Origin of the sequence: Mycolicibacterium duvalii, assembly GCF_010726645.1 — a bacterium.
In the GTDB taxonomy this organism is placed as follows: domain Bacteria; phylum Actinomycetota; class Actinomycetes; order Mycobacteriales; family Mycobacteriaceae; genus Mycobacterium; species Mycobacterium duvalii.
Genome location: NZ_AP022563.1, coordinates 656,295 through 678,467, shown reverse-complemented (window position 1 = coordinate 678,467; position 22,173 = coordinate 656,295). Strand labels below are relative to the sequence as shown.

The following is a 22,173-nucleotide window of genomic DNA, read 5'->3' as shown; positions in this document are numbered from 1 at the left end:
CTGGAACGCACCACCGTGTCTCTGGCGTGTCGCCGCCGTTACCCGACCGAGAGTACCCAAGCGTGCGACAACGTCTGCGCACGCGGCGCGGTGATCGGTTACCGCTGTTCAGCGGGGCCCTGGACCTGCGGGGCCGGGACCCGCCGGCCCGGGACCGACGGGGCCGGGTCCCGCCGGGCCGACCACCCCACCGACCCCGATGGGGCCCGCCGGTCCGACGACGGGGTTCGGCGGATTCACGTAGACGTCGACGTCGACGCAGGCTGCGAGCGCGGCGTTCCAGTAAGTGCCCTCCGGGCATACCGGCTCCTGCGCCTGGGCGGGCGCCGCCGCCAGGTGGATGGCTGCCCCCACCGCCGCGGCAGACAGCGCGGAGATGACGATTCGATGGTTCTTCACAGCGCCCCCTGATAACTGACGGCTAGGTCGATTATCAGCGTGACATGGCAGTGCGTCACCTCGACCCGGTTTCGCAAACTTTGCCGGCACGCACCGCTCGTAGGCTTCGGACATGACGGACATGACCACACTCGCGGAGGCTTTCGCCTTGGCTGCCGACGACAGCGGCCTGGCCGTGGTGTCGACGCTGCGCGCGGACCAGACCATCCAGTCGTCACTGATCAATGCCGGGCCACTGCCGCACCCGGGCACCGGCGCACCGGCCCTGGGTTTCGTCACCTACGGGCGGATCAAGCTCGCCAACCTGCGGGCCAGGCCCCAGATCACCGCGACGTTCCGCAGCGGCTGGCAGTGGGCCGCGGTCGAGGGCAGCGCCGACCTGGCCGGACCCGACGACCCGCAGCCGTGGCTCGACTCCGACGACGCGCTGGCGCGGTTACTGCGCGACATCTTCACCGCCGCCGGCGGCACCCACGACGACTGGGACACCTACGACCGGGTGATGCGCGAACAGCGTCGCACCGCCGTCCTGATCAATCCGACCAGGATCTACAGCAACGGTTGAGCGACCGGGTCAGCTCTTCTGGGCCGACAGCTTGCGGTACTCCAGCACCGTGTCGATGATCCCGTAATCCTTGGCCGCCTCGGCGGTGAGGATCTTGTCGCGATCGGTGTCCTTGCGGATGATCGCGGCATCCTTACCCGTGTGACGGGCCAGCGTCTCCTCCATCAGCGTGCGCATCCGCTCGATCTCCGCGGCCTGGATCTCCAGATCGGAGAACTGACCCTGGATCACGCCGCCCAGCGCAGGCTGGTGGATGAGGATGCGCGCGTTGGGCAACGCCAGCCGCTTCCCCGGCGTGCCCGCGGCCAGCAGCACCGCCGCCGCCGACGCGGCCTGTCCGAGGCACACGGTCTGGATGTCGGCCCGCACGTACTGCATGGTGTCGTAGATCGCCATCAGCGAGGTGAACGAGCCGCCCGGCGAGTTGATGTACATCGTGATGTCGCGGTCCGGATCCAGCGACTCGAGCACCAGCAACTGGGCCATGATGTCGTTGGCCGAGGCGTCGTCGACCTGCACGCCGAGGAAGATGATGCGTTCCTCGAACAGCTTGTTGTACGGGTTGGACTCCTTGACACCGAAGCTCGAGTGCTCGATGAACGACGGCAGGATGTAGCGCGCTTGAGGCTGCGTGTTCGGGTTCATTTGTCGAGTCCTGCTCCTGGTCCTGAGCCGTTGATGGTCACGCTGGTGATGATGTGGTCGACGAAGCCGTACTCGAGCGCCTCCTGCGCCGTGAACCAGCGGTCGCGGTCGGAGTCGGCTTCGATCCGCTCGATCGTCTGCCCGGTGAACTCGGCGTTCAGCCGGAACATCTCCTTCTTGATCGACGCGAACTGCTCGGCCTGGATCGCGATATCCGCCGCTCCACCGGTGATCCCACCGAGCGGCTGGTGCATCAGGATGCGTGCGTGCGGCAGCGCGTACCGCTTGCCCTTGGTGCCCGCGGCGAGCAGGAACTCACCCATGGACGCCGCCATGCCCATCGCATAGGTCGCGACGTCGCACGGTGCGAGCACCATCGTGTCGTAGATCGCCATCCCGGCGCTGATCGAGCCGCCGGGTGAGTTGATGTAGAGGTGAATGTCCTTGGACGGATCCTCGGCCGACAACAGAAGGATCTGCGCGCAGATGCGATTCGCGATGTCGTCGTCGACCTGGGAGCCCAGGAAAATAATCCGCTCGGCCAGCAACCGCTCATACACCGAGTCGACAAGGTTGAGGCCCGATGAGGCGCCACGCATGTCAGTCACGACTGGATACCTGCTTTCTATGTCTACTTCCGACGCGGTGACCGGTCTTACGAAAGACACTAACGAACCCGCCCCGCCCGGGAGTCCCCAGACGGCGCGCGTTCGCTCACAGCATCACTTGGTGTCGTCGTCAGCCGCGGCGTCGTCTGCCGCGGCCTCCTCGGCGGCCGTCTCCTCGGCGGCTGCGTCGACAGCCTCCTCGGCGGCGCCCTCGGCGTCCGCTTGCTCGCCCGAGGGGCCGAAGAACTCGGCGGTGTCGATCTCGGTGCCGTCGGTGTCGGTGACGGTCGCACCGTGCACCACGGCCGCGACGGTCAGACCGCGCCGTACATCGGCGAACATCGCCGGCAGCTGGTTGTTCTGCTGCAGCACCTGCAGCAACTGCTGAGGCTCCAGGCCGTACTGCCGCGACATCAGCACCAGACGCTCGGTCAAATCGTTCTGCCCGACCTGGATGTCGAGCTTGTCGGCGATCGCGTCCATGACCAGCTGCGTCTTGATCGCCTTCTCGGCGTTGGTGCGGTTGTCGGCGTCGAACTCGTCACGGCTGCTGCCCTGCTCGGCGAGCGCCTCGGCGAACTTCTCCTCGTCGTGGTCGAGGCTGTGGATCGCGTTGTGCAGGGTGTCGTCGATCTGGGCCTGCACCACCTTCTCGGGCAACGGGACCTCGGTCTGGGCCAGCAGCTCCTCGATGGCCTTGTCGCGGATCTCCTCGGCCTGCTGGACGCGCTTGGTCCGGGCGACCTTCTCGCGCAGATCGGCCTTGAGCTCGTCGATGGTGTCGAATTCGCTTGCCAGCTGCGCGAACTCGTCGTCCAGCTCGGGCAGCTCGCGGACCTTGACCGATCGGACGGTCACCGTCACCTCGGCGTCCTGGCCGGCGTGCTCACCGGCGACGAGCTTGGTGGTGAACACCTTGCTCTCGTCTTCCTTCAGACCGACGATCGCCTCGTCGAGGCCCTCGATGAGCTGACCGGAGCCGACCTCGTGGGACAGGCCCTCGGTGGTGGCTTCCGGCACGTCCTGACCGTTGACAGTCGCCGACAGGTCGATCGAGACGAAGTCGCCGTTCTCGGCGGCGCGGTCCACCCCGGTCAGGGTGCCGAAGCGCTCCTGCAGGGACGTGAGCTCGGCGTCGACGTCCTCGTCGGAGACGGTGATCGGGTCGACGGTGATCTTCAGCGCCGACAGGTCCGGCAGCTCGATCTCGGGCCGGATGTCGACCTCGGCGGTGAACACCAGCTCGTCGTTGTCCTCGAGCTTGGTGATCTCGATCTCGGGCTGGCCGAGGGGCTGCAGGGACGACGACGCCACCGCCTCGCTGTAGCGGCCGGGCAGCGCGTCGTTGACGACCTGCTCGAGCACCGCGCCCCGGCCGACACGCGCCTCGAGCAGCTTGCGCGGCGCCTTGCCCGGGCGGAACCCGGGCAGACGGACCTGCTTGGCCAGCTGCTTGAACGCCTTGTCAATCTCCGGTTCGAGTTCGGTGAAGGGCACCTCCACGTTGATGCGAACCCGGGTCGGGCTCAACTTCTCGACGGTGCTCTTCACGTTGTCACTCCTCTATGCCTGTCTGATGTCTGTGCGTACGGGTGGGTGTTCTGGTCGGGGTGACAGGATTTGAACCTGCGGCCTTCCGCTCCCAAAGCGGATGCGCTACCAAGCTGCGCTACACCCCGGTCGTCGCTGCGGGCAGCGCCAGACCACCGGCGATACTACGGCCTGACCACCGCGAAGCCATATCCAGCCGGGTGCAGACCTCGACTGGATTTGAGTTGGGTCGGCCCGGTACAGTCTGCCGGTACTGTCGTCCGGCAGCGCATGCGGGCGTAGCTCAATGGTAGAGCCCTAGTCTTCCAAACTAGCTACGCGGGTTCGATTCCCGTCGCCCGCTCCATCAAACGCCCCGGTAGGGGCGTTTTTGCTGTTGAACGGCTCTTTCGGTGGCCCGCTGCCTCCCGCCTGAAATCCGCCCCAGGGTCATTCCACCGCCCCAGAAGCCTGTTCTGAGGTATCTGGTCCATAGCTGACGCCTGGGATGGGTGGTGCGACCAGGAGGTCGCATGCGGGATTGGTGACTCGCGGCGGCGGTTCGCCGTGGCAGGCGCATTCTCGGATTCCAATTGGACGCCGAGGCCTCGGACGCCTGCCGCAGCTGGTTGCCAAACGGCGTGCCCCACGTCATTCACCTGAGATCAGGCCGGTTGTGGCGACCACGGCGGCAGGTCCTGGCTCGTATGGCACGCGAACTTTGTTGTCGTGCAATCAGTGTCGAAGAGCATTGTCGGCAGGGCTATCGTGACGACATGGGGCGCACCCGCCGGTCGGTGATCAGCGCCGTGGTACTGGGACTTACCGTCACCGCTCTGGGGGTCGGACCGGCGGCGGCTGCGCCCGAGCAATTCGATCCCGGCCCTCCGGGAATCCCGGCACCGGCCATTCCGGGGCTACCGCTGCCGGTGCTGCCGATCCCGGCCGGGTTGCCGCCGTTCCCCTACCCCGCCGACGTCCCGGTCGTCGAGCTGCCGGCGGACATCCCCAGAGTCGAGTTCCCGTCCTCGGTGCCGCCGGTGTCCCTGCCCGCCCCGATCCGCGAGGTCGGCTTGCCTGCCGACATCCACCGATCCAGCTGCCGGCGCCGATCCCACGCGGCTTGTTGTAGTCGTGGCCGGCTGGCGGACGGCGGTCACGGCGGGTCGGAGGGGATCACGTTAAACCGGGTCCCTCACCAACACTGCGCGCGTGTAGAGAAGGTGGAACCCGAAGCGCTGAACATTCTTCTGCGACGTCGACCCGGGAGCAGTCGTCACCACGGCGATGTCGCAACCGGCAGCCGCGGCGTCGTCGAGGCGGGCGGCGAGCAGGGCGGTCTGAACTCCCCGCCGCCGGAAGCCGGGAACGGTGGCGGCACCGGTCAGCTGCGCGACGCCGTGGGTGGTGCGCATGCTTGCGCCTCCGGCGACGGCATCGCCACACAGAGCGAGATAAGCGACGGCGCCGGCCTTTTCGACATCGCGGACGGCTGCCTGGACGATGTCGCGCGGAAAGTCTTCATGGCTCGGCACACCGACGTCATCGGGGTGGGCGAAACCGTCGACGACGGCGTCCGCCCACACCTCGAGTTCTGCCGATTCGCATCGGCGGACGGTCACGCCGTACCCGGCTGCGCGCTCCGAGGGCAGCAGAAGCCCGAGCACGTTCTCGAAGCCGACCAGCCGGTAGCCACGAATTGTCAGCGTGTGCGCCACCTCGGGATCGGCGAGGTTGGACAGCTCGACCTGCACAGGCACCTGCATTCCGGCGAGGGTGCGCTCCACCTCGTCCAGGCACGCCGCGTCAGGTGTCCCGCCGAAACCCAGGCCGACGACTTTGTTCATCGGAGAGCCGGGCGCCGCGGCGCAGGCGAAACCGCCGGCCAAGGGCATCGCCACTCCCCACCCACCGCGGTCGCGTGCCGCCTCGGTGGCCGCGACGATCAGCTCGGCTTCAGCAGCCTCTATGCGGGCCCCCAGCTCGGTGCTGCAGAACACGGGCGGATTGGTCACGGGAGCATTGTGTTCCCTGTTGGGTCCGCTGACGAAGTCGTTTTCGTACCTGTGGGGCGACGCGGCGGATCCTCAGGCGGGTGCACCACGCCAAGCGACGTTCCCCGCGGGCCACGTACCGTCGAGCACATGGTGCTGGCGCGGGAAGTGGCTGCGATCAGGGGCGGCTTGGGCCGTGCGGTGTTCGGGATGGTCGCGGGCCCCGACGGGCCGGACAACCGCGCACGAATTCACGACACACCGGGTCCTCGCTGGTTCGCCGAGGACCGCCCGATCCGGCGCGTGCACGCCGACGCGTCGATGTTCGTCGGAGGACTGCGCGCGTTGCTGCTGCAGTCCCTGCACCCCTTGGCGATGGCGGGCGTCGCCGCCCACTCTGACTACCGCGCCGATCCGTGGGGACGTCTGCAACGCACCAGCACTTTCCTCGCGGTGACGACCTTCGGGCCGCACGCCGATGCGCAGCGGGCCGTCGACAAGGTCCGCGGCATCCACCGCCGCGTGCGCGGGGTGGCGCCGGATGGCACTCCGTATGAAGCCGGCGATCCCCACCTTCTGGAATGGGTGCACATCGCTGAGATCGACAGCTTCCTCCTGGCGCACCAGCTCTACGGGGCCCAGCCGCTGGACCAGGCCGGCCGCGACGCCTACGTCGCCGACACCGCCCGCGTCGCCACCGCTCTGGGAGTGCTCGACCCACCCCGCAACGAGGGCGAGTTGCGCGAGCGGATCAACGCATATCGACCGGAGCTGCGCGGCACCGCTGCCGCCCGCGATGCCGCGCGGTTCTTGTTGTTGACGCCACCCTTGCCGTTGCCGGCACGCGCACCGTACGCGGTGCTGGCCGCCACCGCGGTGGCGATGTTGCCGGCGTGGGCACGAAAGCCCCTGTGGCTGCCGTACTTCCCGCCCCTGGAAGCAACGGCGGTGCGGGCGGCGGGGCGGGTGCTTGTCGGCGGGATCCGGTGGGTGATGACGGCCGGTCAGGAAGAGCACGCTCCCGGAAGATCAGCCTCAGTAGCACGGTGACGTGATCGCGGCGTCCGGTTGCCGGCATCGCTTTGCGGTGACCTGCTTCGGTGTTCGCGGAATACGGCCGCATCCGGCGCCCGGGACCGCCGCGGTGTCCTGAGACCTGTATCGCTGAGCCCAAAGACCCTATCGGGGCACTGCGCGACCGGGCACCGTCGGACCGAACCGCCCAGGTCGACACCACGGCTGGGCGGTGTCCACGGAGGGTCGGTGACGATGTGACGAGCGGTCTTGAGTCGCCATGACGCACCGCGCGCTCTATCCACGGCTTGTCCGCGAACTCGAAAGGCCCATCGACGTCCTGGGTCGCATCGGCGACATGGCGTTGTTCTACGTCCGGACCGCCGCAGGCATTCCCTATGCCCTGCGGTTCTACCGTCAGGACATTCTGCGGCTGATCGCCGAGATCAGCATGGGCGCGGGGACGCTGGCGATGATCGGTGGAACGCTTGTCATCGTCGGCTTCTTGACGCTGGCTACCGGTGGGACGCTGGCGGTGCAGGGCTACAGCTCGCTGGGCGACATCGGCATCGAGGCTCTGACCGGTTTCCTGGCGGCCTTCATCAACGTCCGGATCTCGGCTCCCGTCGTCGCCGGTATCGGCCTGGCGGCGACCTTCGGCGCCGGCGTGACCGCACAACTGGGTGCCATGCGGACCAACGAGGAGATCGACGCGCTGGAAGCGATGGCGATACGCCCGATCTCGTTCCTGGTCAGCACCAGGCTGATCGCCGGTCTGGTCGCGATCACGCCGCTCTATTCGATCGCCGTGATTCTGTCGTTTCTGGCCAGCCAATACACCACAGTGTTGCTGCTGGGACAGTCGCGAGGTCTTTACGATCACTACTTCGCGACTTTCCTGAGCCCGATCGACCTGTTGTGGTCCTTCGCCCAAGCCGTCCTGATGGCGGTGGCCATCCTGTTGATCCACACCTATTTCGGCTTCTACACCACCGGCGGGCCTGCCGGGGTCGGGGTGGCGACGGGGGATGCGGTCCGCACGTCACTCGTCGTGGTCGTCTCGGTCACGCTGGTCGTCTCGCTCGCGGTGTACGGATCGGGCGGCAACTTCAACTTGGCGGGCTGAAGCGGCGGCGTCTGCGCCACCGGCGATGCGATAGTGATCACATGCGCGGAAATCGGGGGGAGTGGTGGCCGCCGGGTTTGCTGCGGGACCGTCTTCCCCCGGGCGCGCTGAGCGCGGCCACGCTGTTCTTCGCCGCCCTGCTGGCGGTGCTGCTGCTGGGGTGGCTGTCGCTCGCGACGCGGCCCGCGGCGCAGTCGTTCAGCGCGTGGTGGCCCGCGGCGGGAATCGCGCTGGGTCTCGCACTGCGCTTCCCGCGGCGCTATCTCTGGTTGCTGGCACCCGCGGTGTGTCTTGTCACCCTGCCCCCGCAATTGTGGGCCGACCGGCCGCTTCCGTTGGCGATCTCCCTGTCGGTGGCCGCAGCCGTCGAGATGGTGGTGGGAGCGCTGATCCTGCGGGGTCGGTCGGACACGTTCCCGTCGCTGGTGACCCTCGGTGACTTCTCGCGCCTCCTGCTCGCAGCCTTTGCCGCCGCAGTCGTCTACGACCTCGTCGCAACCGCCGCCCACCTGGTGCTCAGCGGCCGCGCGGAGGCGGTGACCTGGTTGGTGACGGCGGCGCCGAAACACGCGGCCGGCATCCTGCTGGTCACTCCCCTGTTCATGGGTCTGCAACCGCACAGCCGCCTGGCCGGGCGCCTCGAGACGCTCATGCAAGTGGCCCTGACACTGGCGGTCACCGCCTACGTGTTCCTGATCACCGATGACCTGCCGGTGTCGTTTTTGCTCTTCGTTCCGCTGGTATGGGCGGCGACGCGGTTGACCACCCGGCAGTTGCTGCTGCAGATCTTGATGGTCGCCGTGATCGGCTCCTATGGCAGCGCCCGCGGCCGCGGGATCTTCGCGTTCGACCGGCTGGGCCCGGAGGCCGGGAGCATCCTGCTGCAGGTCTTCGAGCTGACACTGGTGACCGTCCTGATCTCGCTGTCGCTGACGGTGGGTCTCGAGCGCGAGACCGCCAACCGTCTGGCGCGCAGCGAGGGACTGTTCCGCACCAACTTCGACGCATCGGTCGCGGGCCAGCTCATGGTCATTCTCCAGGCGGGGGCCTGGAGAGTCCAGAAGCACAACGCGTCCGCGGCGGCGATCTTGCCGCGCCTTCGCCAGGGCGTCACGGGGCTCGAGGATCTGCTGGGAGTCGACGCGACCGCGGCACTTGCGGCGGTGATGAACCGGCTCGCCGGGGGCAACGCCCGTTTGTCGCTGACCACGGACAGCGAGCGCCACCTCGACGTCAGCGTCGCCGCCGTCGCCGACCACCTCACCGGGCACCCGGTGTTCGCACTGCACTTCCAGGACGTCACCGAAGCGCTTCGCGTCCGGCGCCTGGAACAGGCCGAGCTCGAACGGGCCGGTGAGGTGCAGCGCGCGCTCCTGCCCGAAGAGCTGCCCGTCATGCCGGGGTGGAGCATCGGGGCGGTGTCGGCCCCCGCCCGGCAGGTGGGCGGGGACTTCTACGACATCCGACTGCGCCTCCCCCACGCTGTGATCAGCCTCGGCGACGTGATGGGCAAGGGCATGGGCGCCGGCATGTTGGCCGCGGCGACGCGAGCGGCCCTGCGCTCCAACACCTTCGAAACCAGCCCGGATCGAGCCGTCGCCCACGCCGCGCACGTGCTGGACAACGACCTGAGCCGCACCGCCGCGTTCGTCACCCTGACCTACGTGCTCGCCGATCTGACGTCCGGCGAGTTCCGCTTCGTCGACGCCGGCCACGGACTGCACTTCATCCTCCGTGGCAGCTCGGGCCGGGTGGAGCGGTTGGCGTCCGAAGACCTGCCGCTGGGGCTGGAATCGCTCTGGCATGAGCGGCGAGGAACTCTACAGCCCGGCGACGGATTGCTGTTGGTCAGTGACGGGCTGATGGACCTGTCTGGCGGAACGGTCGACGACCTGCACAGCGCGATCTCCACGTGTGTCCGAGAGCTCGGTCCCGTCAGCACGCAGACGCTGATCGAGGCGCTGTGCGCACAAGCCGAGGAGACGCTGGATCGCGACGACGTGACCGCAGTCGCCCTGCGCCGGGACCCGTGACCGCCGAGTCGCGCCGAACTGCCCTTTGCGCCCCGTCCGGACGTGTCATGGTGACGGTCATGCACCCGCCGAGTCTGCCGTCTCCGCCGCTGATGTCCCCGCTGTTCGGCGGCCTGTACGCCGCGGCCTACGGCGTCGGCGGTCAGCCGCTGGTGCGCCGGCTGGTGCACCGGTACGGCCCGGTCGTCGCGCTGCCCGTCCTCGGATACGGCCGCGTCGTCGCGGTCGCCGACCCGGCGCTGGCCAAGCAGGTCTTCACCGCCAAACCCGACGTGTTGCTCGGCGGCGAGGGCGTCGGGCCGGCCGCCGCGATCTACGGTCGCCGCTCGATGTTCGTGCTGGAAGAGCCCGAGCACCTGCGCCGGCGCAAGCTGCTCACCCCGCCGCTGCACGGTGACGCCCTGCGCGGTTACGTCCCGGCGATCGAAGCGGCGACTCGCGCCGCGATGGCGTCCTGGCCGACCGGATCACCCGTGCGCATGCTCGACGCGGGTCGTGAGCTGACGCTCGAGGTGATCGTGCAGGTGATCTTCGGGGCGACCGAGACCGCCGAGATCGAGCGGCTGGGGGCGCCGTTCGCCGAACTGCTCGAGTTGGCGCTCTCGCCCGAGACACCGATCCGCTACGCGGCTCGCAGGCTCGGCGCGCTGCGCTCGTGGGGCACCCTGGCCGACCTCACCCGCAGGATCGACCAGGTCGTGCGCCCCCTCATCGCGCGACGCCGCGCGGCCACGGACCCCCCTCGCGCCACCGACGTGCTGGGCATGCTCGTCGACGCACGGTCCGAAGACGGCGACGGGCTGTCGGACGACGAAATTCGTGACGACGTCATCACGTTGATGCTCGCCGGGCACGAGACCACGGCCACCACCCTGGCGTGGCTGGTGGACCTGCTCGCACATCACCCCGGCGTACAGGACCGGGTGCGCGCCGAGATCGGCACCGGCCGTACCGAGTACACCGAGGCGGTGATCAACGAGACGCTGCGGCTGCGCCCTCCGGCGCCCCTCACGGGTCGGATGACCGCGCAGAAGTACCGGCTCGGCGACTACACGCTGCCGGCCGGGACACGCATCGTGCTTCTGCTCGACGCCATCAACCGCGACCCGCAGACCTACCGCGATCCGGATACGTTCGACCCCGAACGTTTCGTCGGTGCGCGCCCCGACCCCTACGGCTGGGTGCCGTTCGGTGGTGGACTCAAACGCTGCATCGGCGCCGGCTTCTCGATGTGTGAGCTCACCACGATCCTGCACACGATGCTCGCCGAAGCAGAACTGCGTCCCGTCGACCGGCGGCCCGACTCCCCGGCCACCCATGCCGCTCCGGTCATCGTCCCCCGCCACGGCGCCCGGGTTCACGTGGCACCGCTGTCGCGCCGCACCGAGGTCTCGGCCTGAACTGACTCGCTCCGATCGGGATATGTCGGCCACGGCGGGGTAACCGCACGGGGACCCGGCTCCGCGACCGAGGAGGATGTGTGCACGACGGCACGGCCGGCCCGACCGGCAACCCCAGCTGGCAGGGAGGGTGACCTCATGCACATCGATGTGACATTCATCGGTAACGCGACCACGCTGATCCGGTGCGGTGAGGTCACGTTGCTCACCGACCCGAACTTCCTGCATCAGGGGCAGCACGCATACCTCGGCTACGGACTGCTGTCGAAGCGGCGCAAGCCACCTGCGTTGACCGTCGAGGAGTTACCCGCCCTGGACGCGATCGTGCTGTCTCACATGCACGGTGACCACTGGGATCGTGTGGCGCAGAAGGGTCTCGACCACGGCCTGCCGATCATCACCACGCCGCACGCCTCGAAGCGACTGCACCACAGGGGCTTCCGGCGCGCGCACGGCTTGGACACCTGGCAGCAGTTCGATCTCGAGAAAGGGGGCATGGCCGTGACCATGACCGCCCTACCGGGCCGGCACGCTCCCACACCGGTCAATCGTTTCCTGCCTCCGGTAATGGGCACGATGCTGGACTTCGCCAGCACCGACGGTCACGCCCGACGCCGGCTCTACATCTCCGGGGACACGCTGCTCGTCGACGAACTCGCCCAGATCCCGGTGCGATTCCAGTCCATCGACGCCGGAATCCTGCACCTCGGCGGCACCCGGCTGCCCGCGGGGAACCGGTTGCCGTTCGGCTTGACCGTGACGATGGACGGCGGCCAGGGCGCCGACCTCACGGCGCTGCTGGATCTGCCCGCGGTGATCCCGGTCCACTTCGACGACTACAACGTGTTCGCGTCACCGCTCTCGGATTTCGTGGCGACGATGGCCGACCGCGGCCTCGCCGATCGCATCGTCGAGGTCGAACGCGGTCAGACCATCGCCATCTGACGCCTACGGGGTGCGCGGGTTGGCGACCGTGCTGCCGGGCGCGCCCGACCGGCTCAGCGCATTGAGACACGGTCACCGAATCACGCGCATCGGTACGCTGAACCGCATGGATGTCGCCTTGCTCGTGCTCCTGCTCCTGGTCGTCGGAGCGATCGGGTTCGCCGTGTACGCCGCGTCGAAGGCCTCGACGCGGCGCAGCGCGGCGGCGCTGTCGGACGCGAAGGCCGACGCCCGTCGGCTCATCGAGCGCCTCGGCGGCCAGGTGTTCGCGCTGACGGGCACCGACGAGGCGTCCACACAGGCCCTGGCGGATGCCTCGGAGCGTTACACGGCCGCGTCGTCGCAGATCGAGCAGGCCGACACGGCGCGGCAGGCCGAGCTGGCCAAGGAAAGCGCCGTCGAGGGGCTGTACTACATCCGGGCAGCGCGCACGGCCATGGGCATGGATCCCGGACCGGAACTGGAAACCCTGTCCGGCCAGCGGTCGGCCGGGGCGGTCACCGAGGACCGGCGCGTCGAGTTCGAGGGCCGCCAGATCGAGGCGTCACCGACCCCCTCGCAACGCACGCCGAACTACTACCCCGGCGGTCGGGTCGCCGGCCGCCCCGTCCCGGCCGGGTGGTACTCGGAGCCGTGGTGGAAGCCCGCTCTGGTGGCCGGCGCCTGGGGCGTGGGGTCTGCACTGCTGTTCAGTAGTTTGTTCTCCGGTATGGCCGGGGTCGGCTACGGCGAGGGCTTCCAAGACGGCATGGCCGCGGGTCAGGACGGCGGGTACGACGGCGGCGACGCGGGCGGCGGCTGGGACAGTGGCGGCGACTTCGGCGGCGACTTCGGTGACTTCGGCGGTTTCTGAGCCCGCCCTCGTCACGTCTGGCAGTTCGGGCACCAGAACAGGTTGCGCGCCTCCATCTCGACCGTGCGCACCGGTGTCTTGCATACCCGGCACGGATCGCCGGCGCGCCGGTAGACATAGGTGCGCGGCCGGCCCGGCCGGTAGGACGGGGCACCGTGGTCGTGTTCGTCGTCGACGACGACGATCTTGCCGCGCCGGACCCCGACCTTCATCAGTGCCACCAGATCGGCCCACATCTCCGCGAATTCGTCGGCGGTGACCGTGGCGCCCGTCCGGAACGGGTCCATGCGGTGCCGGAACAACAGCTCGCTGCGGTACACGTTCCCGACGCCGGCGATCACGGTCTGATCCATCAGCAGGGCGCCGATGGGCCTGCGTGACTTGGTGATCCGCCGCCAGGCCAGCCCCGGATCAGCGTCGGGCCGCAGCGGGTCGGGACCGAGTTTCGCCACCACGTCGTCGACGTCGGCTTCGTCGATCACCTCGCACACCGTCGGGCCGCGCAGGTCGGTGCCGCACTCGGCGCCGCGCATGCGCATCCGGACCGCGCCGACCGGAACCGGGTCGATCCCGTCCTCGTTCGGCGTCCAGTCGGTGAAGCTGCCGTACAGACCGAGGTGCACGTGCACCACGCGGCCGCCGGCGTAATGATGAAAGAGGTGCTTCCCCCAGGCGCTGGCTTTGATGAGCACCTGACCGCTCACCGCCGCTGCACCGTCGACGAAGCGGCCCTGCGGGCTGGACACGATCACCGGGGCGCGCCCGAATCGGCGGTGGTGCCGGCGCGCCAACCGATGCAGGGTGTGGCCCTCGGGCATCGGTTACGCGCCGGGAACCGGCGGTGCGGTGTGGGTCTTCTCGTAGTCGGCGAGGATGTCGATGCGGCGCTGGTGGCGCTCGGCCTCCGACCACTGGGCCGCCAGAAACGCATCGACGATCCGCAGTGCTTCCTCGGTGGAGTGCATCCGACCGCCGATGCCGATCAGCTGCGCGTTGTTGTGTTCGCGGGCCAGCGTCGCGGTCTCGGCACTCCAGGCCAGCGCGCAGCGCGCCCCGGGAACCTTGTTGGCCGCGATCTGCTCGCCGTTGCCCGAACCGCCGAGCACGATGCCGAGGCTGCCGGGGTCGGCCACCGTCTTCTCCGCCGCGGCGATGCAGAACGCCGGATAATCGTCCTCGGCGTCATAGGCGAAGGCGCCGCAATCGACGGGTTCGTTGCCCGTCGCCGACAGGTGCTCGATGATGGCCTGCTTGAGCTCGTATCCCGCGTGGTCGGCTCCCAGGTAGACGCGCATGGCGGTCACCCTACCTGCCGTCTCCGGGGCTCATTCGCCGATGTCGTCGGCCCACAGTTGGGGTCGCCGACCGCGTCAGTCGAAGACCGGCGGCTCGGTGCGGGTGCGCTTGAGCTCCCAGAAGTGCGGATAGGACGCAAAGGTCACCGACGCGTCCCAGAGCTTGCCGGCCTCCTCGCCGCGGGGGATCCGCGAGAGCACCGGCCCGAAGAACGCCACCCCGTTGACGTGGATGGTCGGTGTGCCGACGTCCTCCCCCACCGCATCCATACCCTCGTGGTGGCTTGCGCGCAGCGCAGTGTCGTATTCCTCCGAGGTCGCCGCCTCAGCCAGCTCAGCGGGCAGACCCGCTTCGGCCAGCGACTCCGCGATGACGCGGGTGAAGTCCGGGTCGGTGTCCCCGTAGCCCTGATTGTGGATCCGGCTGCCCATCGCGGTGTAGAGCGGCGAGAGCACGTCGGCGCCGTGGGCCTGCTCGGCGGCGATCGCGACACGCACAGGGCCCCACGCCTTGGTCATCGCCTCGCGATAGTTCTCCGGCAGATCCCGGCCCTCGTTGAGCACCGCCAGGCTCATCACGTGGAAGTTGACGTCGATCTCACGCACCTTCTCCACCTCGAGAATCCACCGCGAGGTGATCCAGCACCACGGGCACAGCGGATCGAACCAGAAGTCGGCACGGGATTTCTCAGCCATTGGGGGTCCTTTCGCCAAAACACACTCCGACGTCCTACGCGGCATAACCCACGACGCCCGTCACGCCTTCCCGTCAGAGGCTAGTGTTTACCGGCGTGGCACTTCCTAATCTGACGCGCGAGCAAGCCGCCGAGCGGGCCGTCCTGGTGACCGTGGACCGGTATCGCATCACCCTCGATCTCACCGACGGCGCCGGCAAGCCCGGCGAGCGGACGTTCCGGTCGACGACGACGGTGGAGTTCGACGCCCTCGCCGGTGCCGACACCTACCTCGACCTCGCCGCCGAGACCATCCACAGCGCCACCCTCAACGGCGTCGACATCGACGTCTCGGCCTACGACGAATCCACCGGCATCCCGCTGACCGGGCTCGCGAAGCGCAACGTCGTCGTCGTCGACGCGGACTGCCGGTACTCCAACACCGGCGAAGGTCTGCACCGGTTCGTCGACCCCGTCGACGACGAGGTGTACCTGTACTCGCAGTTCGAAACCGCCGATGCGAAGCGGATGTTCGCGTGTTTCGATCAGCCTGACGTGAAAGCCACGTTCGAGGTGACCGTGGTCGCTCCGGCGCACTGGGAGGTGGTGTCCAACGGAGCGACGACCGACGTCGCCGACGACGGTCCCGCCAAACGGCACAGCTTCGCGGTGACCCCGCGGATGAGCACCTATCTGGTCGCGCTGATCGCCGGACCGTACGCGCGGTGGGACGACGTCTACAGCGACGACCACGGCGACATCCCGTTGGGCATCTTCTGCCGCCGATCGCTGGCCGACCACATGGACGCCGACCGCCTGTTCACCGAGACCAAACAGGGATTCGGCTTCTACCACAACAACTTCGGCGTCCCGTACGCGTTCGGCAAGTACGACCAGCTGTTCGTTCCGGAGTTCAATGCCGGCGCGATGGAGAACGCGGGAGCGGTGACGTTCCTGGAGGACTACGTATTCCGCAGCAAGGTCACCCGCGCGTCCTACGAACGTCGCGCCGAGACCGTGCTGCACGAGATGGCCCACATGTGGTTCGGCGACCTGGTCACCATGCGGTGGTGGGACGACCTGTGGCTCAACGAGTCCTTCGCGACGTTCGCGTCGGTGCTGTGCCAGGCTGAAGCCACCGAGTACACCGAGGCGTGGACCACGTTCGCCAACGTCGAGAAATCCTGGGCCTACCGCCAGGACCAGTTGCCGTCGACCCACCCGGTGGCCGCCGACATCCCCGACCTGCACGCCGTGGAGGTCAACTTCGACGGCATCACCTACGCCAAGGGCGCCAGCGTGCTCAAGCAACTGGTGGCCTACGTCGGCCTGGAGCCCTTCCTGGCCGGACTGCGCGACTACTTCCGGGACCACGCGTTCGACAACGCGACCTTCGGCGACCTGCTCGGTGCGCTGGAGAAGGCGTCCGGGCGCGACCTGTCCGGGTGGGGCCGGCAGTGGCTGAAGACCACCGGGCTCAACACCATGCGGCCCGCCTTCGACGTCGACGAGCAGGGCAGGTTCACTCGCTTCGCCATCGAGCAGGGCGGCGCCAAGCCCGGCGCCGGCGAGACCCGCGTCCACCGCCTCGCGGTCGGCATCTACGACCAGGACCCGTCGGGCAAGTTGGTCCGGACACATCGCGAGGAACTCGACGTCGACGGTGACGTCACCGATGTGCCTGCGCTGCAGGGTGTTTCGCGGGGCCAGTTGATCCTGGTCAACGACGACGACCTGACCTACTGTTCCCTGCGGCTGGACCCCGACTCGCTGCAGACGGTGCTGACCCGGATCGCCGACATCGCCGAGCCGCTGCCCCGCACCTTGGCGTGGTCGTCGGCGTGGGAGATGACCCGGGATGCCGAATTGCGCGCCCGCAATTTCGTCGCGCTGGTGATCAGTGGGCTGCACGCCGAATCCGAGGTCGGCGTCGCGCAGCGGCTGCTGTTGCAGGCGCAGACCGCGCTGGGCTCCTACGCCGACCCGGAGTGGGCGGCCGAAAACGGGTGGCCGGCGTTCGGTGACGCGCTGCTGGATCTGGCCCGCGAATCGGAGGCGGGCTCCGATCATCAGCTCGCGTTCGTCAACGCGTTGTGCTCGTCGGTGCTCTCCCCCAATCACGTCGCGGTGCTGTCCACGCTGCTCGACAACGAGCCGGCGGCGGTCAACCTCGCCGGGTTGGTCATCGACACCGATCTGCGCTGGCGCGTCGTCACCGCGCTGGCCCGCGCCGGCGTGATCGACGCCGACGGTCCGCAGACCCCGTTCATCGACGCCGAGGCCGACAACGACCGCACGGCCGCCGGTCGGCGCCACGCGGCCGCCGCAGCGGCGGCCCGGCCCCAAGCCGCGGTCAAGGACGGGGCCTGGCTGCAGGTGGTCGAGGATGACACGCTCGCCAACATCACGGCCCGCGCGATCATCGGCGGCTTCGTCCAGCCGGGGCAGGCCGAACTGCTGGCCCCGTTCCGGGACCGCTACTTCGGCGCCATCTCCGGCGTGTGGCAGCGACGGTCCAGCGAGGTCGCCCAGACGGTCGTGATCGGCCTGTACCCGTCGTGGGACATCAGCGAGGAGGGGCTCGCCGCAGCCGACCGTTTCCTGTCCGACCCCGAGGTGCCGCCGGCGCTGCGCAGGCTGGTGGTCGAAGGGCGAGCCGGGGTGGAACGTTCGCTGCGGGCCCGCGGCTTCGATCTCGGGTAGCGCCGGGGCGGTCTCGTGGCGGTCAGCAACAGTCGGCGGGCGCGGGCTGCGCGTCGGCGTAAGCGCCGGGTGGCTGCCGTGGTCAACGACCTCACCGACGCGCAATGGGAGACGATCAAGACGGCGTGGGGCGGGTGCGCCTACTGCGGCTCCACCACGGGCACCCTGCAGCGCGACTGCGTGATGGCGATCTCCCGCGGCGGCCGGTACACGATCGACAACGTCGTGCCCGCCTGCGTGGCCTGCAACGCCAGCAAGTGCAACGACGAGGTCACCGGCTGGCTGCGCCGCAAGCGTCTCGACGAACGCCTGTTCCTGGAGCGCTACGTCCGGCTCCGGGCCGAGGTGACCGCACAGACACCGAAAGTGCAGCCGGAGTAGCGGTCTCGCTCGGCGGCTACGGGCTCAGCGCCAGGAGTAGATGGACCAGGTCGGCCTGGCGGTGAGTGCCGGTCTTGTCGAATGCGTGTTGCAGGTGAGTGCGGACCGTCGGCAGCGAAATCGACAGCTCTTGCGAGATGTCTTTGAGGTGTGCGCCGTCTGTCACCCGGATGGCAATCTCGGCTTCGGCTCTGGTGAGGCCGTAGAGTTTGCGTAACAGCACTGCCGGGGGTACGGGTTTGTCCTCGGGATCAACGATCAGCACCAAAGCCATTGGCCGCCTGGGCTGCTCGCCGCTGCTGCGGTACGAGGGCAACACGTGGACGATGTAGGGCCGCCGGCCGGAGGGGCGCACGCAGGTGAGCGTCGTTCCACGGCGGACGGCACAGAGTCCCGCGCCGAGCGCCTGCGCAAGGGCGCAGTGCAGCTTCTCCTCGGCGTGGGCGGTGGTGGCGGTGATGCGCCCCGACCGCAGCGCAAGCCCGTCCTCGCGGCGAAGGATTCGTTCCGCAGCAGAATTATGGTCGATCATCAGGTGGTCGGCGGCGACGATGCCTACCCCATGCCGAATCACCTCCAGCGCAGCGGCCAGTTCGCCGGTCCGGTCGGCCAGCGCCGCGAGCTGCTCCCGCGCACGCAGCGCTTGCTGCAGATGGCCCACCAACTCGCCTGTCAGCCGAATGCGGTCCCGGGTGCCGAAAGCCTCGTCGCCGCGAGCGGCACCGGTCAGCAAGCACACCGGCCGGGCTCCATCGGTGAGTCGGACGAACAGGCCGTCGTCGATGCCGAGCGGACGCAACCAGTCGTGGAGTTCCGACCTGCGCACCAACGGCATGAGCTCGGTACCGGTGCGGATGTCGCCGACCAACCCGTGCTCGACGGCCGCGAAGACATGGTCGAAGCGGTGGTAGTACTGCGCATAGCTGGCTGCGGCCTCACCCGGGAGCGTGGAATTACCCACCGACCAGGACGGGTCGTCGACGAACAGGCCCGCTTGTTCGCTGCCGAGCACGCGGCGGATATCGCGGAGCGCCACCTCCCAGTGCACTGGTGTGATCGCGGCGGCGTAGATGCTGGAGACTACGCGCGAGAATTCCCCGAGCGAAACCATCGCTGCCCGGTCCTTGATCCCGTATCAGGTATCCCCATGGGGCCGCCCTCAATGTGAGCGCCGAAGTATTCCGCTGTGCGACGTGAGAAGTCTATTCCGAATCTCATGTATTCGGATGACGTATCGGGCGGGTGCCGGTGCTTGTCTTTCGAGGTGTCCGAACGGTGGCTTGCTGTTCGGGCCCAACGCCAGGAGGTCCTCATGTTTCACTTGCGCACCACACCTCCGCGCCTCATCCACGGCCATACCCCCGTGACGGAGGTTTCGGCGCCTGCTGCGGTGCCCCACCACCATTGGCCGGATACCCGACTGTTGGGGGCGCTGGGACACCTCCCGCATCCGCACCTACCCGAGCCGCACCCGCATCCCCTGCACCACGAGGCCTACTACCTCGAGATGGCCCGGATGTCGCGGCTGATGGAACACCTGTGACGACCACCGCCAGGAAGGGAAGTTCGCAATGTCCACACAAGAAGAGAACATCGCACTCGTCAGGCAGGGTTATGAAGCCTTCAGCCGCGGCGACATGGAGACCGTGCTGAGTCTCTACGACGACGACATCGAGTGGATCCAGCCGGGTGAAAGCGAGGTCAGTGGCACTTACCGCGGGAAAGCAGAGCTTGCCGGCCTACTGACCCGAATGGGCGAGAAGATGACGTCGATCACGCCGCTGCGCTTCCTGGGCGACGACGACACGGTGGTGGTGATCAGCCAAGCCACCGTCGGCGGCGAGACGAGCCAGGACGTGGAGGTTTTCACCCTCCGCGACGGCAAGGCCGTCCGGGCCCAGACCTTCGGCGACACCGCGATGATGGAGCGGCACTTCGGCAGGAAGGCCGTGGCGGCGAGCTGACCGCGCAGACGCGAAAGTGCAGCCAGGGTAGCGGTCCGCTCCGGCGGCTACCGTGACTGCACTTTCGCCGGAAGTCAGCGCGGAGAGACGCCTGCCGACAGCACCCGCACACCGCTGATCAGGCCGTCGATCAGGTTGCCCTCCTTGAAGGAGGCGGCGGCGGCGGACACCCCGAGCGGAGCGGCCTCCTCGATGCCGCGGCCCTTGACCTCGGAACCGTAGACCACCTCGATGGCGCGCTGGTTCGGTGACACCGCCAGCAGCACCGCGTTGTCCGGGGTGGGCACTCGGGCCAGGATCTCGCGGGCGGTGGCCGCGGTGTCGGCGCCCAGATCGCCGATGTACACCGCGAAGCGCGCCTTGGCTGCGCGGGACCCGAACTTCAGCGCGTTGTCGAGCGTCACCAGGTCCATCGTCGGGAACGGGTAGTGCACCGACAGCTCACCCGGTTCGGTGACCGCCGAGATCCGGCCACTCGTGGTGACCGCGGCACCGTAGGGCAGCTGCCGCAGCTGACCGGCCGACGTTGCCGTTGCGACCTCACCACTTGCCACTTGCGCCACCTCCGATGGTCAGATGCGAACCATGGCCGCCGTGGCCGTGATCGGCGGGGTCATCGGACGCCCACAGGATCGGTTCGTGCGTCCACTTCTCCGACATGTCATAGGTCGCGGGGTGCGGGTTCTTCTGCCGCCAGATGAACAGCGACAGCACCCCGGCCAACGCCAGTGGGACCACCACAAAGCTGGCGTGGATCAATGCATCGTTCACGGTCAAACCGTATCCCACAGCCGCGTCAGGCCGCGCCCTCACCCAGATATCTCGCCCACGCCGGGTCGAGTTCCTTGACCGTGGACAGCAACCGCCAGTGCTGGCCCTTCGGGGGCAGCGGCGCGGCCCGCAGGGTCCAGCCCAGCTCGGCCAGCAGCTTGTCGGCCTTGCGGTGATTGCACGCCGAGCAGGCCGCCACACAGTTCTCCCACGAGTGGTCCCCGCCGCGGCTGCGCGGGACGACGTGGTCGACGGTGTCGGCTTTGGACCCGCAGTACGCGCAGCGGAACCGGTCGCGGTGCATCAGCGCGGCCCGCGTCATCGGCACCCGCGCGCGGTAGGGCACGCGGACGTACGTGCGCAGCCGAATCACCGACGGCACCACGATGCTGCGGGTCGCGGAGTGGATCACCGGGCCCATCGGGTCGTCGTGCACCACGTCGGCCTTCTCGCACATCAACATGATCACCGCGCGGCGCATCGGCAGTGCCGTGAGCGGCTCGTAGGTGGAGTTGAGCAGCAACACCCGGCGCCGCCCCCAGATGGCGGGCTCCGGAGCCGTCGTGGCGACGTAGCCGTCGGTGGCAGGGCTGACGCTGTGCAGAGCGCGCGCCGCGATACCCGCTGTCGACCCGGATGAGCCTGCCGCGACCCGGTGGTGCCGGTGGCCGCGACCGTTCCTGCGCTGCGCCATACGTCCTCCGCCCGACAGTTCACCATGGATGCCAGCGGTTCGCACGACATTTCTGATCGTGTTCGCTGGTCAGTCCGGTGAACTTTCCGTGACCGGGGCCCGGCCCCCCGAGCCGCGGTCGCGCCGGTACGGCGCGTGACGGCACCACGACCATGTCCCACAATGGGGGTGATGGATGCAGTCGAAACACCCCGGTCGTTCTACGACGCTGTGGGTGGGCACGATACGTTCCGCAAGATCGTCGGACGGTTCTACGAGTTGGTTCGCGAGGACGAGATCCTGCGTCCCCTCTACCCCGACGACGACCTCGACGGCGCCGAGGAGCGGCTGCGAATGTTCCTCGAGCAGTACTGGGGCGGCCCGCGCACCTATTCCGACCAGCGCGGACATCCGCGGCTTCGGATGCGGCACGCACCCTTCCGGATCGGGTTCCTGGAACGGGATGCCTGGCTGCGCTGCATGCACACCGCGGTCGCCGACATCGACGCCACCACCCTCGACGACGCGCACCGGCGGGAACTGATCGCCTATCTGGAGATGGCGGCCGACTCGATGGTCAATTCGCCCTTCTGAGCAGGC

General features: G+C 68.4%; 24 protein-coding genes and 2 tRNA genes. 13 read left to right on the top strand and 13 right to left on the bottom strand.

Annotated features, from left to right (window positions below):
• Positions 1-108: 108 nt before the first annotated feature.
• Positions 109-399 carry a hypothetical protein gene (locus tag G6N31_RS03105; protein ID WP_098004589.1) on the bottom strand — a complete coding sequence of 97 codons (291 nt, stop codon included), beginning with the start codon at positions 397-399 and terminating at the stop codon, positions 109-111.
• A 121-nt stretch (positions 400-520) separates the two neighbouring features.
• Between G6N31_RS03105 and G6N31_RS03100 the strand changes: the two genes are divergently transcribed.
• Positions 521-964 (top strand): TIGR03618 family F420-dependent PPOX class oxidoreductase, encoded by a 444-nt coding sequence (locus G6N31_RS03100; protein ID WP_098004615.1) that lies wholly within the window; start codon positions 521-523, stop codon positions 962-964.
• A 9-nt stretch (positions 965-973) separates the two neighbouring features.
• Here the strand turns inward: G6N31_RS03100 and clpP2 are convergent, their stop codons facing one another.
• The 4 genes from clpP2 to G6N31_RS03080 form a co-directional block, all read right to left on the bottom strand.
• Positions 974-1,609 carry an ATP-dependent CLP protease proteolytic subunit ClpP2 gene (clpP2, locus tag G6N31_RS03095; RefSeq protein WP_098004588.1) on the bottom strand — a complete coding sequence of 212 codons (636 nt, stop codon included), beginning with the start codon at positions 1,607-1,609 and terminating at the stop codon, positions 974-976.
• Positions 1,606-2,208, bottom strand: a complete 603-nt coding sequence (locus G6N31_RS03090) for an ATP-dependent Clp protease proteolytic subunit (RefSeq protein ID WP_163722421.1) — start codon at positions 2,206-2,208, stop codon at positions 1,606-1,608. Before G6N31_RS03090 ends, clpP2 begins: the two co-directional genes overlap by 4 nt.
• Positions 2,209-2,331: 123 nt before the next feature.
• The gene (gene tig / locus G6N31_RS03085) at positions 2,332-3,768 is read right to left on the bottom strand and encodes a trigger factor (protein WP_098004586.1); all 1,437 of its coding nucleotides are present in this window, start codon (positions 3,766-3,768) and stop codon (positions 2,332-2,334) included.
• A gap of 51 nt (positions 3,769-3,819) precedes the next feature.
• Positions 3,820-3,896: transfer RNA gene (locus G6N31_RS03080), tRNA-Pro, on the bottom strand.
• Between the two features lie 144 nt (positions 3,897-4,040).
• Between G6N31_RS03080 and G6N31_RS03075 the strand changes: the two genes are divergently transcribed.
• Positions 4,041-4,114: transfer RNA gene (locus G6N31_RS03075), tRNA-Gly, on the top strand.
• Between the two features lie 814 nt (positions 4,115-4,928).
• Here G6N31_RS03075 and G6N31_RS03070 read toward each other — a convergent pair.
• Positions 4,929-5,762, bottom strand: a complete 834-nt coding sequence (locus G6N31_RS03070; protein ID WP_163722016.1) for a GNAT family N-acetyltransferase — start codon at positions 5,760-5,762, stop codon at positions 4,929-4,931.
• A gap of 129 nt (positions 5,763-5,891) precedes the next feature.
• Between G6N31_RS03070 and G6N31_RS03065 the strand changes: the two genes are divergently transcribed.
• The 6 genes from G6N31_RS03065 to G6N31_RS03040 all read left to right on the top strand — a co-directional run bounded on the left by G6N31_RS03065 (position 5,892) and on the right by G6N31_RS03040 (position 13,112).
• On the top strand, positions 5,892-6,791 hold the full coding sequence (locus G6N31_RS03065; protein WP_179964259.1) for an oxygenase MpaB family protein: 900 nt from the start codon (positions 5,892-5,894) through the stop codon (positions 6,789-6,791).
• Between the two features lie 244 nt (positions 6,792-7,035).
• Positions 7,036-7,881, top strand: a complete 846-nt coding sequence (locus G6N31_RS03060; RefSeq protein WP_098004585.1) for an MlaE family ABC transporter permease — start codon at positions 7,036-7,038, stop codon at positions 7,879-7,881.
• 41 nt (positions 7,882-7,922) lie between these two features.
• On the top strand, positions 7,923-9,914 hold the full coding sequence (locus G6N31_RS03055) for a SpoIIE family protein phosphatase (protein ID WP_098004584.1): 1,992 nt from the start codon (positions 7,923-7,925) through the stop codon (positions 9,912-9,914).
• Positions 9,915-9,973: 59 nt separating this feature from the next.
• Positions 9,974-11,314, top strand: a complete 1,341-nt coding sequence (locus G6N31_RS03050) for a cytochrome P450 (protein WP_098004612.1) — start codon at positions 9,974-9,976, stop codon at positions 11,312-11,314.
• Between the two features lie 138 nt (positions 11,315-11,452).
• Positions 11,453-12,259, top strand: a complete 807-nt coding sequence (locus tag G6N31_RS03045; RefSeq protein ID WP_098004583.1) for an MBL fold metallo-hydrolase — start codon at positions 11,453-11,455, stop codon at positions 12,257-12,259.
• Positions 12,260-12,365: 106 nt separating this feature from the next.
• Positions 12,366-13,112 (top strand): hypothetical protein, encoded by a 747-nt coding sequence (locus G6N31_RS03040; RefSeq protein ID WP_098004611.1) that lies wholly within the window; start codon positions 12,366-12,368, stop codon positions 13,110-13,112.
• Positions 13,113-13,123: 11 nt separating this feature from the next.
• On the opposite strand, the gene G6N31_RS03035 is transcribed toward G6N31_RS03040, so the two are convergent.
• From G6N31_RS03035 to G6N31_RS03025, 3 genes are all read right to left on the bottom strand, one after another.
• A complete protein-coding gene (locus G6N31_RS03035) occupies positions 13,124-13,930 on the bottom strand; it encodes an Fpg/Nei family DNA glycosylase (RefSeq protein WP_098004582.1) in 807 nt (268 codons plus the stop codon).
• A gap of 3 nt (positions 13,931-13,933) precedes the next feature.
• Entirely contained in the window at positions 13,934-14,407 is a 474-nt protein-coding gene (locus G6N31_RS03030; RefSeq protein ID WP_098004610.1) for a ribose-5-phosphate isomerase, read from the bottom strand.
• Between the two features lie 75 nt (positions 14,408-14,482).
• Positions 14,483-15,103, bottom strand: a complete 621-nt coding sequence (locus tag G6N31_RS03025; RefSeq protein WP_098004581.1) for a mycothiol-dependent nitroreductase Rv2466c family protein — start codon at positions 15,101-15,103, stop codon at positions 14,483-14,485.
• A gap of 95 nt (positions 15,104-15,198) precedes the next feature.
• On the opposite strand from G6N31_RS03025, the gene pepN reads away from it, so the two are divergent.
• Both pepN and G6N31_RS03015 read left to right on the top strand, forming a co-directional pair.
• Positions 15,199-17,784, top strand: coding sequence for an aminopeptidase N (pepN, locus tag G6N31_RS03020; protein ID WP_098004580.1), 2,586 nt, complete (start codon positions 15,199-15,201; stop codon positions 17,782-17,784).
• Between the two features lie 15 nt (positions 17,785-17,799).
• A complete protein-coding gene (locus tag G6N31_RS03015; protein ID WP_098004579.1) occupies positions 17,800-18,165 on the top strand; it encodes an HNH endonuclease in 366 nt (121 codons plus the stop codon).
• Between the two features lie 16 nt (positions 18,166-18,181).
• Here G6N31_RS03015 and G6N31_RS03010 read toward each other — a convergent pair whose 3' ends face one another.
• The gene (locus G6N31_RS03010) at positions 18,182-19,276 is read right to left on the bottom strand and encodes a helix-turn-helix transcriptional regulator (protein WP_098004578.1); all 1,095 of its coding nucleotides are present in this window, start codon (positions 19,274-19,276) and stop codon (positions 18,182-18,184) included.
• 201 nt (positions 19,277-19,477) lie between these two features.
• Between G6N31_RS03010 and G6N31_RS03005 the strand changes: the two genes are divergently transcribed.
• Positions 19,478-19,708: a hypothetical protein gene (locus G6N31_RS03005; RefSeq protein WP_163722013.1), complete on the top strand. Its 231-nt coding sequence runs from the start codon at positions 19,478-19,480 to the stop codon at positions 19,706-19,708.
• Between the two features lie 28 nt (positions 19,709-19,736).
• Positions 19,737-20,129 (top strand): nuclear transport factor 2 family protein, encoded by a 393-nt coding sequence (locus G6N31_RS03000; protein ID WP_098004576.1) that lies wholly within the window; start codon positions 19,737-19,739, stop codon positions 20,127-20,129.
• Between the two features lie 74 nt (positions 20,130-20,203).
• Here G6N31_RS03000 and G6N31_RS02995 read toward each other — a convergent pair whose 3' ends face one another.
• Genes G6N31_RS02995 through G6N31_RS02985 form a run of 3 tightly spaced genes read right to left on the bottom strand, consistent with a single transcriptional unit; the run spans position 20,204 to position 21,594 of the window.
• Complete coding sequence (locus tag G6N31_RS02995) at positions 20,204-20,683, bottom strand: DUF5130 domain-containing protein (protein WP_098004575.1); 480 nt, start codon at positions 20,681-20,683, stop codon at positions 20,204-20,206.
• Positions 20,670-20,900, bottom strand: a complete 231-nt coding sequence (gene ctaJ / locus G6N31_RS02990) for an aa3-type cytochrome oxidase subunit CtaJ (protein WP_197747154.1) — start codon at positions 20,898-20,900, stop codon at positions 20,670-20,672. The genes G6N31_RS02995 and ctaJ overlap by 14 nt, the downstream gene beginning before the upstream one ends.
• Positions 20,901-20,925: 25 nt before the next feature.
• Positions 20,926-21,594: an HNH endonuclease gene (locus G6N31_RS02985; protein ID WP_098004574.1), complete on the bottom strand. Its 669-nt coding sequence runs from the start codon at positions 21,592-21,594 to the stop codon at positions 20,926-20,928.
• A gap of 162 nt (positions 21,595-21,756) precedes the next feature.
• On the opposite strand from G6N31_RS02985, the gene G6N31_RS02980 reads away from it, so the two are divergent.
• Entirely contained in the window at positions 21,757-22,167 is a 411-nt protein-coding gene (locus G6N31_RS02980; RefSeq protein ID WP_420090956.1) for a globin, read from the top strand.
• The last annotated feature ends 6 nt before the right edge of the window (positions 22,168-22,173 follow it).

Excerpts from the sequence above, each read along its gene's own strand:
- G6N31_RS03005 (WP_163722013.1), top strand. The coding sequence starts at position 19,478 with ATGTTTCACTTGCGCACCACACCTCCGCGCCTCATCCACGGCCATACC.
- G6N31_RS02985 (WP_098004574.1), bottom strand. The coding sequence starts at position 21,594 with ATGGCGCAGCGCAGGAACGGTCGCGGCCACCGGCACCACCGGGTCGCG.
- G6N31_RS03050 (WP_098004612.1), top strand. The coding sequence starts at position 9,974 with ATGCACCCGCCGAGTCTGCCGTCTCCGCCGCTGATGTCCCCGCTGTTC.
- G6N31_RS02980 (WP_420090956.1), top strand. The coding sequence starts at position 21,757 with ATGGGGGTGATGGATGCAGTCGAAACACCCCGGTCGTTCTACGACGCT.
- G6N31_RS03060 (WP_098004585.1), top strand. The coding sequence starts at position 7,036 with ATGACGCACCGCGCGCTCTATCCACGGCTTGTCCGCGAACTCGAAAGG.
- G6N31_RS03090 (WP_163722421.1), bottom strand. The coding sequence starts at position 2,208 with ATGCGTGGCGCCTCATCGGGCCTCAACCTTGTCGACTCGGTGTATGAG.
- G6N31_RS03000 (WP_098004576.1), top strand. The coding sequence starts at position 19,737 with ATGTCCACACAAGAAGAGAACATCGCACTCGTCAGGCAGGGTTATGAA.
- clpP2 (WP_098004588.1), bottom strand. The coding sequence starts at position 1,609 with ATGAACCCGAACACGCAGCCTCAAGCGCGCTACATCCTGCCGTCGTTC.
- G6N31_RS03025 (WP_098004581.1), bottom strand. The coding sequence starts at position 15,103 with ATGGCTGAGAAATCCCGTGCCGACTTCTGGTTCGATCCGCTGTGCCCG.
- G6N31_RS03055 (WP_098004584.1), top strand. The coding sequence starts at position 7,923 with ATGCGCGGAAATCGGGGGGAGTGGTGGCCGCCGGGTTTGCTGCGGGAC.
- G6N31_RS03100 (WP_098004615.1), top strand. The coding sequence starts at position 521 with ATGACCACACTCGCGGAGGCTTTCGCCTTGGCTGCCGACGACAGCGGC.
- G6N31_RS03045 (WP_098004583.1), top strand. The coding sequence starts at position 11,453 with ATGCACATCGATGTGACATTCATCGGTAACGCGACCACGCTGATCCGG.
- G6N31_RS03010 (WP_098004578.1), bottom strand. The coding sequence starts at position 19,276 with ATGGTTTCGCTCGGGGAATTCTCGCGCGTAGTCTCCAGCATCTACGCC.
- G6N31_RS03035 (WP_098004582.1), bottom strand. The coding sequence starts at position 13,930 with ATGCCCGAGGGCCACACCCTGCATCGGTTGGCGCGCCGGCACCACCGC.
- G6N31_RS03030 (WP_098004610.1), bottom strand. The coding sequence starts at position 14,407 with ATGCGCGTCTACCTGGGAGCCGACCACGCGGGATACGAGCTCAAGCAG.
- G6N31_RS03065 (WP_179964259.1), top strand. The coding sequence starts at position 5,892 with ATGGTGCTGGCGCGGGAAGTGGCTGCGATCAGGGGCGGCTTGGGCCGT.
- G6N31_RS03040 (WP_098004611.1), top strand. The coding sequence starts at position 12,366 with ATGGATGTCGCCTTGCTCGTGCTCCTGCTCCTGGTCGTCGGAGCGATC.